Source organism: Desulfomarina sp. (assembly GCF_054039375.1).
This window is the reverse complement of record NZ_JBPLBA010000233.1, coordinates 1-15,853: the sequence shown is the minus strand read 5'-3', so window position 1 is coordinate 15,853 and position 15,853 is coordinate 1. Positions and strand designations below refer to the sequence as shown.

Annotated in this window: 12 protein-coding genes; all 12 read right to left on the bottom strand. The window is 47.2% G+C overall.

Annotation, left to right across the window (positions count from 1 at the left end):
• The coding region (locus ACXLDX_RS13085) for a LysE family translocator (RefSeq protein WP_457577633.1) at positions 1–274 on the bottom strand (274 nt) is incomplete at its 3' end.
• Between the two features lie 6 nt (positions 275–280).
• Positions 281–646 (bottom strand): response regulator, encoded by a 366-nt coding sequence (locus ACXLDX_RS13080; RefSeq protein WP_457577632.1) that lies wholly within the window; start codon positions 644–646, stop codon positions 281–283.
• Positions 647–663: 17 nt separating this feature from the next.
• Positions 664–819, bottom strand: coding sequence for a hypothetical protein (locus ACXLDX_RS13075; protein WP_457577631.1), 156 nt, complete (start codon positions 817–819; stop codon positions 664–666).
• A 177-nt stretch (positions 820–996) separates the two neighbouring features.
• Positions 997–1,467: a hypothetical protein gene (locus ACXLDX_RS13070; RefSeq protein ID WP_457577630.1), complete on the bottom strand. Its 471-nt coding sequence runs from the start codon at positions 1,465–1,467 to the stop codon at positions 997–999.
• A 96-nt stretch (positions 1,468–1,563) separates the two neighbouring features.
• On the bottom strand, positions 1,564–4,797 hold the full coding sequence (locus ACXLDX_RS13065) for a hybrid sensor histidine kinase/response regulator (protein WP_457577629.1): 3,234 nt from the start codon (positions 4,795–4,797) through the stop codon (positions 1,564–1,566).
• Between the two features lie 85 nt (positions 4,798–4,882).
• Positions 4,883–5,455 (bottom strand): chemotaxis protein CheW, encoded by a 573-nt coding sequence (locus tag ACXLDX_RS13060; RefSeq protein ID WP_457577628.1) that lies wholly within the window; start codon positions 5,453–5,455, stop codon positions 4,883–4,885.
• 21 nt (positions 5,456–5,476) lie between these two features.
• Entirely contained in the window at positions 5,477–7,330 is a 1,854-nt protein-coding gene (locus ACXLDX_RS13055) for a response regulator (protein ID WP_457577627.1), read from the bottom strand.
• Positions 7,331–7,464: 134 nt separating this feature from the next.
• Entirely contained in the window at positions 7,465–9,624 is a 2,160-nt protein-coding gene (locus ACXLDX_RS13050; protein ID WP_457577626.1) for a methyl-accepting chemotaxis protein, read from the bottom strand.
• A 450-nt stretch (positions 9,625–10,074) separates the two neighbouring features.
• Positions 10,075–11,961: a transketolase C-terminal domain-containing protein gene (locus ACXLDX_RS13045; protein WP_457577625.1), complete on the bottom strand. Its 1,887-nt coding sequence runs from the start codon at positions 11,959–11,961 to the stop codon at positions 10,075–10,077.
• A 37-nt stretch (positions 11,962–11,998) separates the two neighbouring features.
• Positions 11,999–13,318: a uracil-xanthine permease family protein gene (locus tag ACXLDX_RS13040; protein WP_457577624.1), complete on the bottom strand. Its 1,320-nt coding sequence runs from the start codon at positions 13,316–13,318 to the stop codon at positions 11,999–12,001.
• A gap of 149 nt (positions 13,319–13,467) precedes the next feature.
• Entirely contained in the window at positions 13,468–14,094 is a 627-nt protein-coding gene (gene upp / locus ACXLDX_RS13035) for a uracil phosphoribosyltransferase (protein ID WP_457577623.1), read from the bottom strand.
• Between the two features lie 317 nt (positions 14,095–14,411).
• A complete protein-coding gene (locus ACXLDX_RS13030; RefSeq protein ID WP_457577622.1) occupies positions 14,412–15,314 on the bottom strand; it encodes a DMT family transporter in 903 nt (300 codons plus the stop codon).
• Between the last annotated feature and the right edge of the window lie 539 nt (positions 15,315–15,853).

Here is a 15,853-nt window from a genome sequence, read left to right as displayed (position 1 = left end):
ATGAAAGAAACGCCAGGTAAAGCAGGTAGGCGGCACCAATATATTTCAGCAAACTGAAAGCCAGAGCAGAAGCCTGAAAAATTGCCGCCACTCCCAGCGCCACAGCACTCGTATGGACAAGCAGCCCCGTGCACAAACCAAGGGTAACACCAAAGCCGGCCGCCCTCCCCCCCTGGGCGGCCTGGGTGAGAACAAAAAGGTTATCAGGCCCGGGGGTGAGGGCCAGCAGCACGGAGGCTGTAAAAAAAAGAAAGAGTGTATCATGGGGCAACATAAGAAATTATATTAGTTTTTCAATGGCATCCAGCAGATCATCTTCTCCATAGGGTTTGGTGATATACTCATCCGCCCCCTGCTTCATCCCCCAGAATTTATCACTTGGCTGGTCCTTGGAACTGACGATAATCACCTTTATATCCTTCGTTGCATCATCATTTTTCAACTGCCTGCAGACCTGAAAACCGTTTTTATTCGGCAGAATCACATCCAGAAGAATCAGATCAGGCTGCTCTTTTTTGGCGTGTTCAAATACCTTTTCACCATCGGTTTCTGTTAACACCCTGAAGCCGTTTTCCTCGCAAACCGACCTCGCAAACCGCATGTCAGTCGCACTATCCTCAACAATCATTATCAAATTTTTGGCCATTTTCATACATCCTGTATCTATTCTTTCAAATATTGATCAATACCTTCTTCTTTCCATATTTTTAATGTCTTTTTATCATTTTTCTTAATCTGCACGCCAATGGCATTCACGGGAACCTTATATTTTTTCTGTATTTCAATCCAATTTTTTTTGATCGCTTCGCTTATTGCCATATTCACTCCAGACACCTGCTTTTTCGAGTAATTGCTCACAGTCACCCCGGATTTTCACGGTCTCTTTTGCCCGCATAGGTAGACTATAGCGAACAAAAGAGCCTGCAAAAATCTGCGCACCTGTGACCAATTACTTTTTCAATTTTCAAAACCCTTACCGACAATGAAGATGCTCCTTCAACCATCCACAGTCATTCTGGCGGCTATCCTGACAAGATCAGGTAAAATCAAAATCTTATCCTCCGCCAGAGAATATATTCCCAGGACATCCTTCTCTCTTCTGGGAAGAGGGAAAGAAAAAGACGAAGGCATGTTCTTCGACAGTTTTAACATTTGAACGTGATGGCGAGTCTGAAGAATTATCCTCACCAGCTCTTCTTTCCTGTTCACCGCCCCTGCAACAACGTATTTCTTTTTATTTTTCCTCCTCACCTTCCGATCCAGCAAGCCAAAATACTCCTCCAGTCGGACAACCGGCAGAACCATATCCCGGTAACGGCCGGCAAACTGCCCATTTTCTGCCGCATCCAGTTCAAGGTCAGAGAGAACAAATTCAATCTGACTCCTGCTCAACAGCCAGAAAACATTTTCACCCATCTTCGTTGAACAGTCAGCCCTGATAACCGCAAGTTCGAGTATTTCTTTCATAATTTATCTGGAAATCGTCGACTGAGGGTTGTATCGCCCCAGTCGGGCTTTTCACCATCTTTTTATGGCCCGGCCATAGCGTCCGGTCATGCCGGTTTATTTTGATCCGATTTTTTCCAGCAGACGGATAAATGTTTCTTCCTGATACGGTTTTGTGAGATAGTGCTCCACTCCAAGTTCTCTTGCCTTCTCCCGATGTTTCTCGGATGAACGGGAAGTCAGCATGACAACCGGAATATCCCGGTACAGTCCGTGACTGTTCAGGTTACTCTTGAGTTCATAGCCGTTCATTCGCGGCATCTCAATGTCCAGGACAATAACATCGGGCATAAACGATTCCAGTTGCGCCAGAGCGTCAAGACCGTCAACAGCCTGGCGCTGTTTCCAGGATTTGCTCTCAATCAACCTTGCCACACTGTGCCGCACACTGATGGAGTCATCGACTATCAATACTTTCAAAGGTTCGCTCAGGTTCAGTTCCGTATGGACCTCTGCCCCCGAATCGGGTTGTTCTACTGCATTTTCAACAAGTTCCGAGAGGTTAAGAATGGGAACCAGGCTGCCCGATGGTGTAACGGTCACCCCGCTTACTCCGTGAACATGGGTCAGATGGCTTCCAAAGTCCTTTACAATAATTTCCCGTTGCTCAACCACACTGTCTATGGAAACACAGTGAAGATCGCCCCCGGCATCTTGAAAAATAATTGCCAGTATCCCCTCACTGGTTGTTTCCGGTCGAACATGAGATACCCCAGGCCGCAGATAGAAACCAAGATTTTCCACAGTCATCTTTTCTTCGTTCCATTGCACCGATACAACCTCTTTATCCTCCAGCTCATCTAAGGAAAAATGGTTGACTTCAATAATTTCCTGCAGCGGTACGGCAAACAATCCCCCCGCAACGGAAATCATGATTGCCCGGTTAACCGAAAGTGTAAACGGAATCTGAAATTCAAAAACTGCTCCGCCATCCGGACTATTCACAAGCCTGACCGTCCCACGTAATTCCTGTATATTTCTTCGGACAACATCAAGCCCCACCCCCCTGCCGGAAATCTGTGAAACATCCTCCTTTGTGGTGAAACTCGGCCGGAAAAGCCAGGAAAAAAGTTCTTCATCATCTAGGAGTTCAGGGGCATCCACCAGTCCTTCCGCCTTCAGTTTCTCCCTGACCAGGTCCAGATCAATTCCACTGCCGTCATCGCTGATCCGTAACACCACAAACCTGCTGCGCTGCTCGGCCTCAAGGACAATGGAACCTGTTTCATCCTTGCCGAGTTCCATTCTTCTTTCTGTCGATTCAATCCCGTGATCAACACAGTTCCTGAGGATATGCATAAGGGGATCCATCATTTTCGCCCAGACGAACCTGTCCATATATACATCTTCACCGATGATATTCAGATTGACATTCTTCCCAAGCCGTCTGGCGGTATCCCTGACCGTGCGAAATAAAAAGCGGGAAATTGATGAGAGAGGTGTCATCCTGATTCGCATGAGTTTATCCTGCATCAGACGCATGGTGAGCTGCTGCTTGCCAACTTGCCCTCTCAGGTCGCCCGCAAGCGATGTCATGGTGGAATAGATGGAATTCACATCAACTGAAATCTCGTTCAGGGATCTGATGATCAGGTTGAGCTGGGAATAGCGGTCAAGTTCGATGGGGTCAAACTCATCAAGGTCTCCCCCGTGCCCGGGAACATGTTCTTCGCCAGCGGCAACCGGGTTGAAACCATAGAGAGACTGCACTTCAAAACCGGATTCAAGCTCCTGGGATTTACGTCTCAGGTTATTTTTCACATTATCCAGTTCAACCAGTGTTTCGGAAAGTTCATCGAGCATACTCTCCATTGCCCCACGGGCGACAACAAGCTCACCCTCGATGGATACCAGTTCATCAAGTTCGTCCAATCTTACCCGAAGAGTCCCGGTTTCTTCAGGCAGCGAAACCTCCTCACTGACACCGTCTTCAAAGCCGACCGGAACTGATTCCGGTTCAAACTCACCGGAAAGTTCGTTTTCCCCTGTAAGAAGTGAAAAATGTCCCCTGATTTCTTCCTCAAAGCGAACCAGACGGGAAGACTCGCTTGCTTCCGGGCTCTGGGCCAGAAACTCCATCACGTCAACTCCTGATGCGAGGATATCGACATCTTCCGGAGCTATCGTCTCCGCCTCATCATGCAGCCAGTCAAGCATGTCTTCAAGGACATGCCCCGCCCTGGCCAGAAGATTGACACTGGTCATTGCCGCCGCCCCTTTCAGAGTATGTACAGCCCGCCGCATCTCACTCACATTTTCCCGAAGTTCCGAGGTTATTTCCTTCTTCTCGGTAATTTCCCGTTCCAGATCATTGAGGGAACTGTTGATGGTTGTAAGATGCTCATCACATTCAGCCTGAAAAACATCAAAGAGCAACTGCTGCTCTTCATCAACTTCTGCTGATTCCGAAGACACTCTCTCATCATCACTTAAATCAGTTTCAGGCAGTTCCTCCATAAAGGCCAGGGTATCATCAGCACCGTCCACACTGGAAAAGATATCAGCTTCAAGCGCGCTCTCAAAGACATCATCTTCCCCGGCTTCTCCTGTTTCGGCAGATAGTCGCGACTGCGCGTCCAGGCTTTCCCGCTCCAGCATCATATCGAGAAACTGCAGAAAATCACTTATCAGACCGGGAACCTCTCTGCAATAATTTCCCGGCTCCGCAATCACCTTCCGAAATAATTGGTGAAAATCATTAAGAATCCTGTATCTGTCTGCAAGCCCCTCCGCTTTCACACAGGCAATAACAATGGAAACTGCCTGTCCAAGCTTGCTGAAAACAATTCTGTTGTGCTCAATATCTCCGACATTTTCGGAAGTGCATTCAGCCAGATCTTCAAAAAGAGGAAAAAGAGAACGCAGGGAAACCTGCCACTGGTCATCACTTTTTACAGAAGATTCAGCACTGACCGAAGTCTGATCTTTAAACAGTTCCGTAATCTGCTGATAAATGTCTTCTCCATTATCATCCGTCCTGCTGATATACATTTCAATCAGCTGAACCGTCTTTTTCAGTCCATGTACGCAATTCCCGGGAACAGGCAGTTCATTCAGTACCAGATTTTCAAAAAACTGTTCCACCAGCCTTGCCCCTTCACTGAGGTTATTCCTGCCCACCAGGGCTGCCGATCCTTTAATATTATGGAAGAGCCGGTGCAGTTCATTTATTCTTTCAGATGAATATTTTCCCGGAACAAGACCATTTATATTCTGCACGATCTCGGGCAAATACGAAGAAACTTCCTGGGAAAACAATTCCATCAGTTCCGATTTAGCTACCTGCGACATCCCTGTTACTCCTCCAGAAAAATTTCTCTACGGCCACTGAACATTATCAAAACCTGAATCGGACACTCACGGATTCAGGGTGACCTTACCGACCGGCTTCAATCCTGTTGAAATCGAGCAGGCGGGGTGAGGTCAAAAATTTTGCCACGTTCAGGTGGTAATAGAGCTTACCCTCAAATTCAAAACCTGAGGTGAAAAAAGTTTTTTTCACATTATCCAGTTCACCATCTACCAGGGAAATTTTTTCGGAGTCCCCTTTTTTTATTGTCCCCGCGATTCGATCAATACGGAGGCCGACTTTTCTTTTCTTATATCTCAGAACCATAAAACGATTCCCGTCACAGATGCTCTCGACGGGAAGTTGCAGAAAACCGACAAAATCAATAACAGAAACAATTTCACTCCGAAGATTAACAATTCCCTGGATCCATGAAGGAAGATTGGGCAGAAAAGTTACGGGAGGAAGAGGACCGACCTCGGCGAGATTATCGATGGCCACTGCCACACCCAACGGTCCGACACCTGCCAGCAGATATTTCTTCAATTCCTCACTTTCCGGAATAATAACCGGGTCAGTCGACTCAATTTCCTTCCGGACATTACTGAGTTTTTCATCAACATTACTGATAACACTCGCCAAATCAGAAAAATCAGACATAATTACCTGCGCTTTTTTCATTCAACCAACATGGTTGTCTATGACTTTCAAAAGGTTTTCCGGATTAAACGGTTTTGTCAAATAGGCCACCGAGCCTGCCCGCAGACCCCGCTCCCTGTCAACAGACCTTTTCTTTCCTGTCAACATGACAACCGGAACTGCCTTTTCCCCCACAATGTTCTGAAGTTTGGGCAGAAGTTCATATCCGGTAATATCCGGAAGTATCGCATCCAGCAAAACAAGGTCGGGAACGGCCGCAGTCATCTTGTTCAACGCCTCGAAACCGTCAGCAGCCTCTTCAACACCATATCCCCTTTTGGACAGCACCATGGAAATCACTTTTCTTGATGTGGGGCTGTCTTCCACAACAAGAATTGTTTTTCCATTTTTACCTGTCTGTTTTTCTTGAACAGACAAAGTTTTTTCTGTTTTCTTCGCGGAAAAAACCGGCTTTGCCCCATTTTTGACACCGCCATTCTTATCTTTCTGTTTCTGCGTTATTTTACTTTCAAGATATCTGTCAACAACGCTGATGAGTCTGGCTGGATCAAACGGTTTTGTCAAGTACTCACTGGCGCCCGATTTCATTCCCTTCAACCGGTCGGCTGAACTTTTTTTCCCGGTCAGCATGACAACAGGAACATTGGCCACGTCCTTTCTCAGAAGAGGCAGAATTTCATAACCGGTCATATCGGGAAGCATAACATCCAGCAGGACCAGGTCCGGCACTTTTTCTAAAACCCTGGTCAGAGCCTCTTCCCCTGTAGTTGCTTCAATAATCTCATGGCCTTTTCGCGAAAGCAGCATGGATATCACCTTCCTTGATGTCCTGCTGTCTTCCACAACAAGTATCACCTTACCACTTGATTTTTCTGTTTCCGCTACTCCCGATTTTAAAGGTGGAGCCGGCGTCTTGTTCGGTATTTTCCGTGTTTTTTGTGTTTTTTGTGTTTTGCGGTTCCGGCCGGTTTGTCCGGATAAAACAGAACCTGCCCGCAACAGCAAAGGTTCTTTCGGCACCACTTCCAGGGCCAGATTTATATACTGCCCTGCACGCTCCATATTTTCGAGTGAAAAATAGGCAAGCGCCAGACAGTAAGCAATGCGGGCATTTCCAGGATTTCCGCGAAATGCTTTTTCATAGACAGGCAGAACCTCTTCAAGCTCACCGGAAGCATCAATACGTTCAAAACTTGTTTTTGAAATACGTAAGAATCCCCCGCACCGGCAGCAGCGTTTTTCACCGGGACGGACCAGCGACCAACAGAAAAAACATCGTCTTACCGTCGCAGACCGTCCACTGATCTGAGGAGTAATCTTCTCAATTTCCCTGCTGATTTCGTTATCGGCATTACCCCATTTCCCTGCCTCATTCAATGCTTTCTGGATATAGTCCTCACGCGTCATAAGCCTTGAGTGCCATAACCAGGCGGGATAGAAAAACCGGTTTGCCCGCAGAATTTTCACCAGTTTCGTGCCTGCTTCCTTGCGTTGAAACTGATAGAGGTGGGCAATCGCTTCATCCAGTAACTTCTTTTCATTCAGCCTGTTTTCCCCGGAGGCAGTTTTGGAAAAATGATGAAGCAGTCGTTCAATCTGCGTGAAAAGAAAGGAAACGTTTTTTTTCGGACTATCTTCATTGGCAAGAGAGGTGATTTCTGCCGATCCGAGTCCGGCAAGAGTTAATACTGCACCATTTCCCACCAGTTCTCCACATCTTCCCGCTGCAATTTCTCCACCCCGTATCTGCAGCTCACCCAAACAGCCGTTGTTCTTTATCTTCAGATCCAGATTACTCCGCAAAAGCTTCAGGGATTTCAAATACTCAAGCATACTGGTGTGAGTTTCACCGGGACCAATGTGAGATTCGGTCATAATCAACCTCTGTGGTTAGTGTGTAAGTTGGTCAGGGGCACCGTATCTTCTGCAACTACTCTTTGATTTTATCACATCTTCGTGCAGTTACGCCTTGGCCGCATAGACAGCTGCAGCGGTCAGCCACCCACTGCCTATGCCGCTTCTTCCTCCCCAACCTTGAATATTTCAACAGCATCCCTCAAATCACGGGCGGTTTTACTCAAAACATTCATGGATGCCGCGGTATCCTGGGAAGATAGAGAAGATTCCCGGCTGATTTCACCAACTTCCTGCATTGTATGGGAAATATTTTCAGATATTTCCACCTGACTGGTGGTTGCTGCAGTAATCGCTTCAATAAGTTCTGCCAGCTGCCTGGAAACGGCATCAATTTCCTGCAGTTTTTCATACGCTCCATCAGCCAGTTTTGTGCCGCCAACCACCTTGGAAATACTCTCATCCATCCTGTTTGAAACATCCGCAATCTCGGTCTGAATACTTTTGACAAGCAGGTCTATCTGTTTTGTGGAATTTCGCGAACTGTCGGCAAGACGCTGAACCTCATCAGCAACAACAGCAAAGCCATGCCCCGCTTCACCGGCCATGGCCGCCTGAATGGAGGCGTTCAGAGCCAGAATTGAAGTCCTGTCCGCAATTTCATCAATAATCTGTACAATATTTCCAATTTCCATTGAGCTTTCACCGAGCCGTTTAATGGAACGGGCAGTCTCGTTAATCTGTTCGCGAATCTCCGTCATGGCCTGATTGGTCCTGCTTACAGCCTTGGCGCCTTCCTGGGCATTGGCACGGGATCGTTTGGAAACCTCCGCTGACGTCTTGGCATTTCTGGCAACTTCACGAATAGATGCGACCATATCTTCGATGGCCTCAACAGCCTCGGTGACCGATTTCACTTGTTCGATATTTTTATTCGCCAGAGCCATGGTCTGCTGTGAAACATCTTCCGTCGTCAGGTCAACAGACTCTGTTGCTTTTTTTACCTTACTGATAATGTCGGAAAACTGATCAGCCATGGCGTTAAAGGAATCAGCAATAGCTCCTGTCATATCTTCCGTTACCTCCGCGCGACCTGTAAAATCACCCTCGGTCAATGCACTGATCTCCTCCAGGAGTTTCATAATGGATTCCTGGATGGCATCGCGCTCTTCCTGGCTCTGGATCAGGGTAGCTATGTTATCCAGCATGGCATTCAGGGTCGTTGCCATCTCTCCCAGCTCATCATTACTGACCACTTTGGTTCGTGCCGAGAAATTACCCATGCCAATCTCCCCGAGCAGATCCATTATATGATTAACCTGTCCCGTCAGCCCGCGGGACAATCTTATGGCAATCAGAACAGCCAGGAGAACAGAAACAGCACCAACAACAATCACTGCCTTCAAAACAAGATCAGCAGTTTTTTTCATATTGGCTGTCGCTTTAGCCTCATTGGCGACAGCGTTACTGAGAAATGACTTTATAACCGGTTCCGTCCGCTTGACCGCATCTTCGTACTCGGACGCCTTGGCGGCAATAACCCTGTCAGTATTCGTTACTTCCGTAAACCACTTATCGAATCCTTTAAGCTGTTTCTCCAGCGTTGCCCGGGCGGTGCCAGCCAGGGCGGGGAGTTTCAGGAGCCGGTTGAAAGTCTCCCTCTCCTGTTCAACCTTCTCAACAGTTTTTATATCTGAAATTCTCAAGTAATCCTGTACTGCCGTTTTCAGCCTGAAAAACCCATCCTGAAGAGCTAAATTTCCCAGCATGGACACTGTTTTTTCCAGTTTCTCAACACTCTCATTCAGCTTGACCAGTTCACCGAACTCCTTGTCAACCCGAAGTTCAAGGATATTGACGATACCCATGAAGTCTATCAAGTATTCGTTAATGGAGTTCATAACAGACTGGGCAGCCTCGGCATCTCCCGGGTTTGTTGCCAGTTCTTCAATACTGTGCAGGGTCTGATAGATCTCCCCACCCTTTGCAATAAAAGGATCAAGATATTCAGTCTTTGCCACCTGAATGCCCTTTTCCTCGTAATTGAGCAGGAAGTCCTTTTCATAATTCTGCATAACACGCAGGGTCTTATCCGTCTCAAGACTTAACCTGGCAACCTTACCGTGCACCTGAACCAGTTCTTCAATTGTTCGTTGGGCAACTGTCTGGGAAATAACTGTTATGACTATGACCACAACAGTTAATGCAATCAGGGTCATAAACGCCATCATCAGTTTGCCGCGAATTCCCATATTGCCGGTCAGTTTTGAAAAAAAACTCCTTTTTACTTCAGGGTTCCTTTTTTTCTCTTCCATTGCATCTCCATAATCTCAGTTTGAGCTCACACCGACGAAAGCTCTGTTAATCCATAGATAGTGTCTGTCCATAATTGGTCTTTTTACCCGATATCTGTATTGCCCGAAAAATTCTACCCCCGGAATATAAACTATATGCCTGCAGTAAAATTTTCCGTACATCTAAATATCCAAGAAAAATCCTCATTTCTGGACGAACACTGGATAATATCATAAAATCAAGCCCTTCATATTAATTACGCCAGTATACCACATCTGTTATCGACTCAACAACCTACCCTAAGCTGCCTGTTCCCTGCAACTTTTTTGCTCTGAAAAAAAGAAATTGTAATATTGTTCCAATTTGACCGGAATTTCACAAAAAAAGGAGTTATACCTGGCCCCCCCAGATACAACTCCTCTTTTGTGATTACCCTTTTTCCTGTCCCCCTGATACCAGGTCGGGCTGAATCAGAGCATAGTCCGTATGTGCTTCATTATATCATCAACAGCAAGACCCTGATGAGGAAGCTGTTCAGCAATTCCACCATGTCCCGGTCTGCTGGTCCCCATCAGGGAATAACGGGGACTGTATCCTCTTTCAAGCAGCCAGGTGCCATAACGTGATCCCAGACCCGTTTTGGTGTTCTGACTCTCCACCACCAGGGTAAAAGGACTCTGTCCGGCCTTCCTGATCATTTCTTCATCTACAACATTAAGCGTCGCTTTATTCACAAGAGTCAGGTTGATCCCTTCATCTTTTAACTGTTCCACTGCATCAAGACACCTGTAGACCATCTCACCATAAGTGACAATAGTGCCGTCGCTTCCTTCACGGATAATCTCATCACGTCCCGGAACAAATTGATAATCATCTCCATACAGTACTTCTCCTGATTCCGTAAAAATAAACGGAGTCGCAGAACGAGTGGAGAATACAAAACGCAGACCACCATCGTTGAAAATCGCCTTGAGAAGCCCGCGCAGCTGACCGGCGTCAGCCGGAAAATAGAGCCGGGTTAAATCACCCTCCGCCAGGGCGTTATCCGCAAAAAAATTATTAATTCCGAAATGACAGGTATTATCAGCCATATCGTCTATTCCGGAGTGGGAGAAGTGAGCAAGGACATTGGCATCATTGAGACGTGCCATGGTGATTTCAGAAACAACCATTTCGAGAAAAGCGGAAAAAGTGCCGAAAATACCCTGTCGCCCGACCTCAGAACCGAATCCCGCGGCAACCGAATAATTATTTCTCTCCATAATGCCGCCATGGACATACACTTCCGGATGGTTTTTACGGATATGATGGAGACCGCAGGATCCTTCCAGGTCAGAATCCACCACCAGAACCTGCGATTTCGGGTTTTCCAGATCATCAATCAGTTCACAGACGATCTTACCAAAATCATCCCTGACTTTAGCCATCTCGGAACTCGACCCCAGGAAAGTAACTTTCACTTTTTCCGTACTGTACCCGGTGAGAAGCTCAACAGCTTTACTCTGCCCCCTGTTTTTCAGGTAATCGACCGCCAGGTCAACGGCTATAACATCATGTCCCTTGGGAGAACCTTCAATTCCCGCTACTCCCACGGCCATCGGCCGTCTGTTGATCAGCGCCACCGGTCCATCTGTAACCAGTGCCCGGCGAATACGGACAAACAGACCATCCAGATCCTCACCATCCCCCGCATCGACATTCAAACCGTGACCCTGCAGGGTTTTTTCAACATCATAGCCTTTCATATAGTCACTGGGATGACCGGCGATTGTCACATCATTATCGTCAATAAACAGCTTAACATTGAGGTTTCTTGCGACGGCATATCGGGCCGCTTCGGCATTATCTCCTTCCATCTGGGAACCATCGCTGCCGAACATCACAATAATCTTCCCCGGATCAGCTTCCGCAACCCCGTTCACATAACTCCATAAATGTCCAAGTCTGCCGGAAGAGAAAAAGACACCGTTCTTCTCATCACGTTCAGGATGGCCATAGTATCCCCTGTCATACTCCCTGTAATGGAGAAGCGACTCGGCCTGCCGATGGCCATTGAGCACTGCCATCATATACTGGATTGCCACACGGTGACCGGCTTCATCAAAATAAACGGGATGAACCGACTGATTTCCCTTCATGAAACCATCAACAATAAGCAGTTCCGGTACGATATCAAAAGCACCGCCGGTATGCCCTCCCAGCCCTTTGACATTGGCAAGAGCAGTAAAAAAGATAAGGCTGTCCCGGACAATCTCGATATTGTTCCGGAGCACCTGTTTCTGCTCATCAGTAAGTTTTTCCTGATTCAGATCGAATTTCAGGGAAACATAATCACCCAGATTAATTGGGAAATCCATTTTTCAAACTCCATTTTCATTTCCGCCGAAAGGCAGTTTATTCTCTTTCCGCGGGCAGAACAAGGTTCAGAACCAGCCCCAGAATACCCGCAAGACCAATTTTTTCAATGGCAAAGGACCCGGCACTGAACTTCATACCGCCGATTCCACAGACCAGCACAACCGCAACAATAATCAGGTTTCGGGGAGTGGTCAGATCTTCCCCGGATTTCACCAGGGTATTGATGCCCACTACCGTTATCATACCAAAAAGAAGGATCATTATCCCCCCCATCACGGGGGTGGGAATAGTGGCCAGCAGTGCACCGACCTTTCCCACCATTGAAAGGAGGATTGCAGCAATAGCCGCCCATGTCATAATCGCCGGATTATACGCTTTTGTCAATGCCACAGCACCACTCACCTCAGAATAAGTGGTATTCGGTGGCCCCCCCAGCAGAGATGCAACGGTTGTCGCAATACCGTCACCCAGCATGGTATTTTCAATGCCGGGATCTTTAACATAATCTTTTCCGGTAATTGAACCTATTGCCAGAACATCGCCCACGTGTTCAATAGCCGGAGCAATGGCGACAGGTACTATAAAAAGAACCGCCTCCCATTTCCACTCCGGCAGGACAAAGGCGGGCATGGCGAGCCAGGCCTTTTCCGCCAGGGGCTTAAAGGAAACAAGCACAGGTCCAGTCCAGTTCTTGAGATTTCCGGGATCAAATGATGCCTGAATTGAAGCAGTAATACCACTGAAATCCAGGAAAAGGGAGGTTAGATACCCTGCAGTGATACCGCAGAGAATTGGAATGAGTTTCAACCATCCTTTGCCCAGCAGCGAAACCAGGGCTGTTGTAACAAGAGAGACACCGGCTATGATCATTGCCGTTTTCCCGGGGACCAGCCAGGCAGAACCATCTCCGGTCCGTCCTGATGCCATGTGTACCGCTACCGGAGCAAGCACCAGACCGATAACCATGATGACCGGCCCGGTAACCACGGGGGGAAGGATTCTCTGCAATACATCAGAACCAAAAAAACGGATGGCAAAACTCAAAATCACATAAAGCCCACCTGCCGCAGCCAGACCGCACATGGTCGCCGGCACTCCCCAGGTCTGAACGCCATAAATGATCGGAGCGATAAAGGCAAAAGAAGATGCCAGAAATACCGGAACCTTACCCCTTGTGATAACTTGAAAAATCAGGGTCCCGACCCCAGCTGTAAACAGAGCGACATTGGGATCAAGACCGGTCAGTATCGGTACCAGAACCAACGCGCCGAATGCCACAAAAAGCATCTGCGCACCAAGCAGGCTGTCGCTCAGTTTAAAATTGTAATCACTCTTTGCCGAATCACCGGACAACATAATAACAACCTCCCTAATAAAAATTCACATATTCTTTGCTGGTAATTGCTCACAGGCATCCAGGTTTTTTACGTTCTCTTTTGCCCGCAACCTGTAAAACTCATTACCCAAAAAAAAAGTCATTACAGAAACTGTAATGACTTGCAGGATTACTTTGTCCCGAAGATCTTATCTCCGGCATCACCAAGGCCGGGTAATATATACCCCACCTCGTTCAACCGATCATCCACCGCGGCGACATATATTTCCACATCCGGGTGTGCTTCGGTCACTTTTTTTATTCCTTCCGGTGCGGCAACAAGAAAAAGGCCCTTGATTCTTCTGCATCCCGCTTTTTTCAGGGTATCAATCGTGGCCATCAGTGTTCCGCCTGTCGCCAGCATCGGGTCCAGAATAAGGGCAATACGGTTTTCAATATCATTGGCTGTTTTCACATAATATTCCACCGGCATAAGGGTTTCCTCATTGCGGTAATACCCCACGACACTCACCTTGGCTGACGGAATCAGATCAATTACACCATTCATCATCCCCAGTCCGGCCCTTAAAATGGGAACAATCGTGATTTTTTTTCCTTTAAGCTCATCAACCTCAACGGGACCGGCCCAGCCCTGAATTGTTTTCCTCCGGGTTGGAAGATCTTTGGCGGCCTCGTAGGTCAGAAGACGGGCAACTTCGGAAGAAAGATCCCGAAAATCTTTGGTCGAGATATCATGTTTTCGCATAAGACCCAGCTTATGCTTGATAAGTGGATGATCCGCTACATGTACGGTCATAATTTCCTCCGGGGGAAAAAGAATATGTACGTGACGAGCAACCTCACGCGTAATTGGTCACAGGGATAGCAATTCCATGATTTTATTACTCCTGAACTGTAATTGCTCACAGGTACCGCATATTTTTGCAGACTTTTCTTCGCTATAGCCTGCCTATGCGGACAAAAGAGACCGTGAAAAGCCGGGGTACCTGGAGGCAATTACCCTCACACACCGGGTGACAGACGAATATCAGGGGCACTGTCCCGGTTTTTGAACAGTGGGTTTCTGTTAAATAATAAATGGGAAAAAAGCAAGGTATTTTCTAAATAACGAAATCAATCAAGAGCTCTTGCCTTTCCAGTTGCGAACAGAGGTACCACTTCCACTGCGATAATACTGAGAAGAATAAGCCCGCCACCCATAAACTGCAACAGGGACAGGCGCTCGCCCAGAAACACCATACCGCCGATGGCCGCAAAAACCGTTTCCGAACTGAGAATTATTGCCGCATCGGCGGCCGGAGTATATCGCTGACCGACCACCTGAAGGGTAAATGCCATACCGACAGAAAAAACACCTATATAACAGATACCCCAGACGGCACCGATATAATCCCCCATGGCGGGAGATTCGATAACATAGCCCAGCACCAGGCCCAGAAAACCGCATACGGCAAACTGCGTTGCCGCAACCACCAGAGGTGCCCTTGTCCGGGAGGCAAGAGCACCCACGAGCATGACGTGAGTGGCCCAGAAAATCGTACTGGAAATAACCCAGAGATCACCATCAACCAGCCTGACCTCATGGGCGCCACTCATAATATATGTTCCGATAAAGCAACAGATTGATGCGGGCCAGACCACAAAATGAACTTTTCTTCGTAAAAACAGAAAACCGAGAAAAGGCACCATGGGGACGTAGAGAGCAGTAAGAAAACCTGAATTGGTAACCGTTGTCCGCAGGATGCCATGCTGCTGCAGAACGGCTGCGGTAAAGAGAACGGTTCCTGTCAGAGCCAGAACCAGCCAGTCGTTCTGCATAAAACGCCTTTCCTGAAAATGAACTCTTCTGAACTGCTTGAATGCAAAAGGAAAAACCATACAGGCTCCCACGAAAAAGCGGGCTCCCGTAAAACTTATTGTACCCAGTTTTCCCGTACCTACCTGCTGGACCACAAAACTGCTTCCCCAGATAATTGCAGCCAGCATGAGAAGAAGGTTTGCCCTGAGTCTTGACATAGTTTTTATATCCAGTGTTTCAATTGGTAATTGCTCACAGGTACCGCAGATTTTTGCAGGCTCTTCTTCGTCATAGCCTACCTATGCGGACAAAAGAGACCGTGAAAAGTGGGGTACCTGTGATTAATTACTTCAATTGGTGTTCAAAATGATATTCAGGGGTGCCTTGAAAAATCAGGCAGAAAGACAATTTTCCAGGGTGTCCTTAAATCAAATCCTCCAGTATACACACAAAATTCCTGTTTGCCACTCTTTCAATACTGTGAGCCATACACAGGCTGCACAAAAAGATCATTTCTCCGGCGAAACACACATTCCCAGGTTTCACTCGAAATACAGATTGACTTTTTTGAACCTTCAAATCATTATTACTTTGCACGGATTCAGGGATCACATCACAGACTTTCATAATTAGTGTCCCGTCAACACTGCTCTGACGTATCTTGCTTGTCCTTTTTCGCGCCATCCCGCCTGTGGCTTATGTTACATAGCTCTACTATGCGCTCAAAGCCACAGACAGAATGGCACAAAAAATTGCA

Excerpts from the sequence above, each read along its gene's own strand:
- ACXLDX_RS13080 (WP_457577632.1), bottom strand. The coding sequence starts at position 646 with ATGGCCAAAAATTTGATAATGATTGTTGAGGATAGTGCGACTGACATG.
- ACXLDX_RS13075 (WP_457577631.1), bottom strand. The coding sequence starts at position 819 with ATGGCAATAAGCGAAGCGATCAAAAAAAATTGGATTGAAATACAGAAA.
- ACXLDX_RS13070 (WP_457577630.1), bottom strand. The coding sequence starts at position 1,467 with ATGAAAGAAATACTCGAACTTGCGGTTATCAGGGCTGACTGTTCAACG.
- ACXLDX_RS13065 (WP_457577629.1), bottom strand. The coding sequence starts at position 4,797 with ATGTCGCAGGTAGCTAAATCGGAACTGATGGAATTGTTTTCCCAGGAA.
- ACXLDX_RS13060 (WP_457577628.1), bottom strand. The coding sequence starts at position 5,455 with ATGTCTGATTTTTCTGATTTGGCGAGTGTTATCAGTAATGTTGATGAA.
- ACXLDX_RS13055 (WP_457577627.1), bottom strand. The coding sequence starts at position 7,330 with ATGACCGAATCTCACATTGGTCCCGGTGAAACTCACACCAGTATGCTT.
- ACXLDX_RS13050 (WP_457577626.1), bottom strand. The coding sequence starts at position 9,624 with ATGGAAGAGAAAAAAAGGAACCCTGAAGTAAAAAGGAGTTTTTTTTCA.
- ACXLDX_RS13045 (WP_457577625.1), bottom strand. The coding sequence starts at position 11,961 with ATGGATTTCCCAATTAATCTGGGTGATTATGTTTCCCTGAAATTCGAT.
- ACXLDX_RS13040 (WP_457577624.1), bottom strand. The coding sequence starts at position 13,318 with ATGTTGTCCGGTGATTCGGCAAAGAGTGATTACAATTTTAAACTGAGC.
- upp (WP_457577623.1), bottom strand. The coding sequence starts at position 14,094 with ATGACCGTACATGTAGCGGATCATCCACTTATCAAGCATAAGCTGGGT.
- ACXLDX_RS13030 (WP_457577622.1), bottom strand. The coding sequence starts at position 15,314 with ATGTCAAGACTCAGGGCAAACCTTCTTCTCATGCTGGCTGCAATTATC.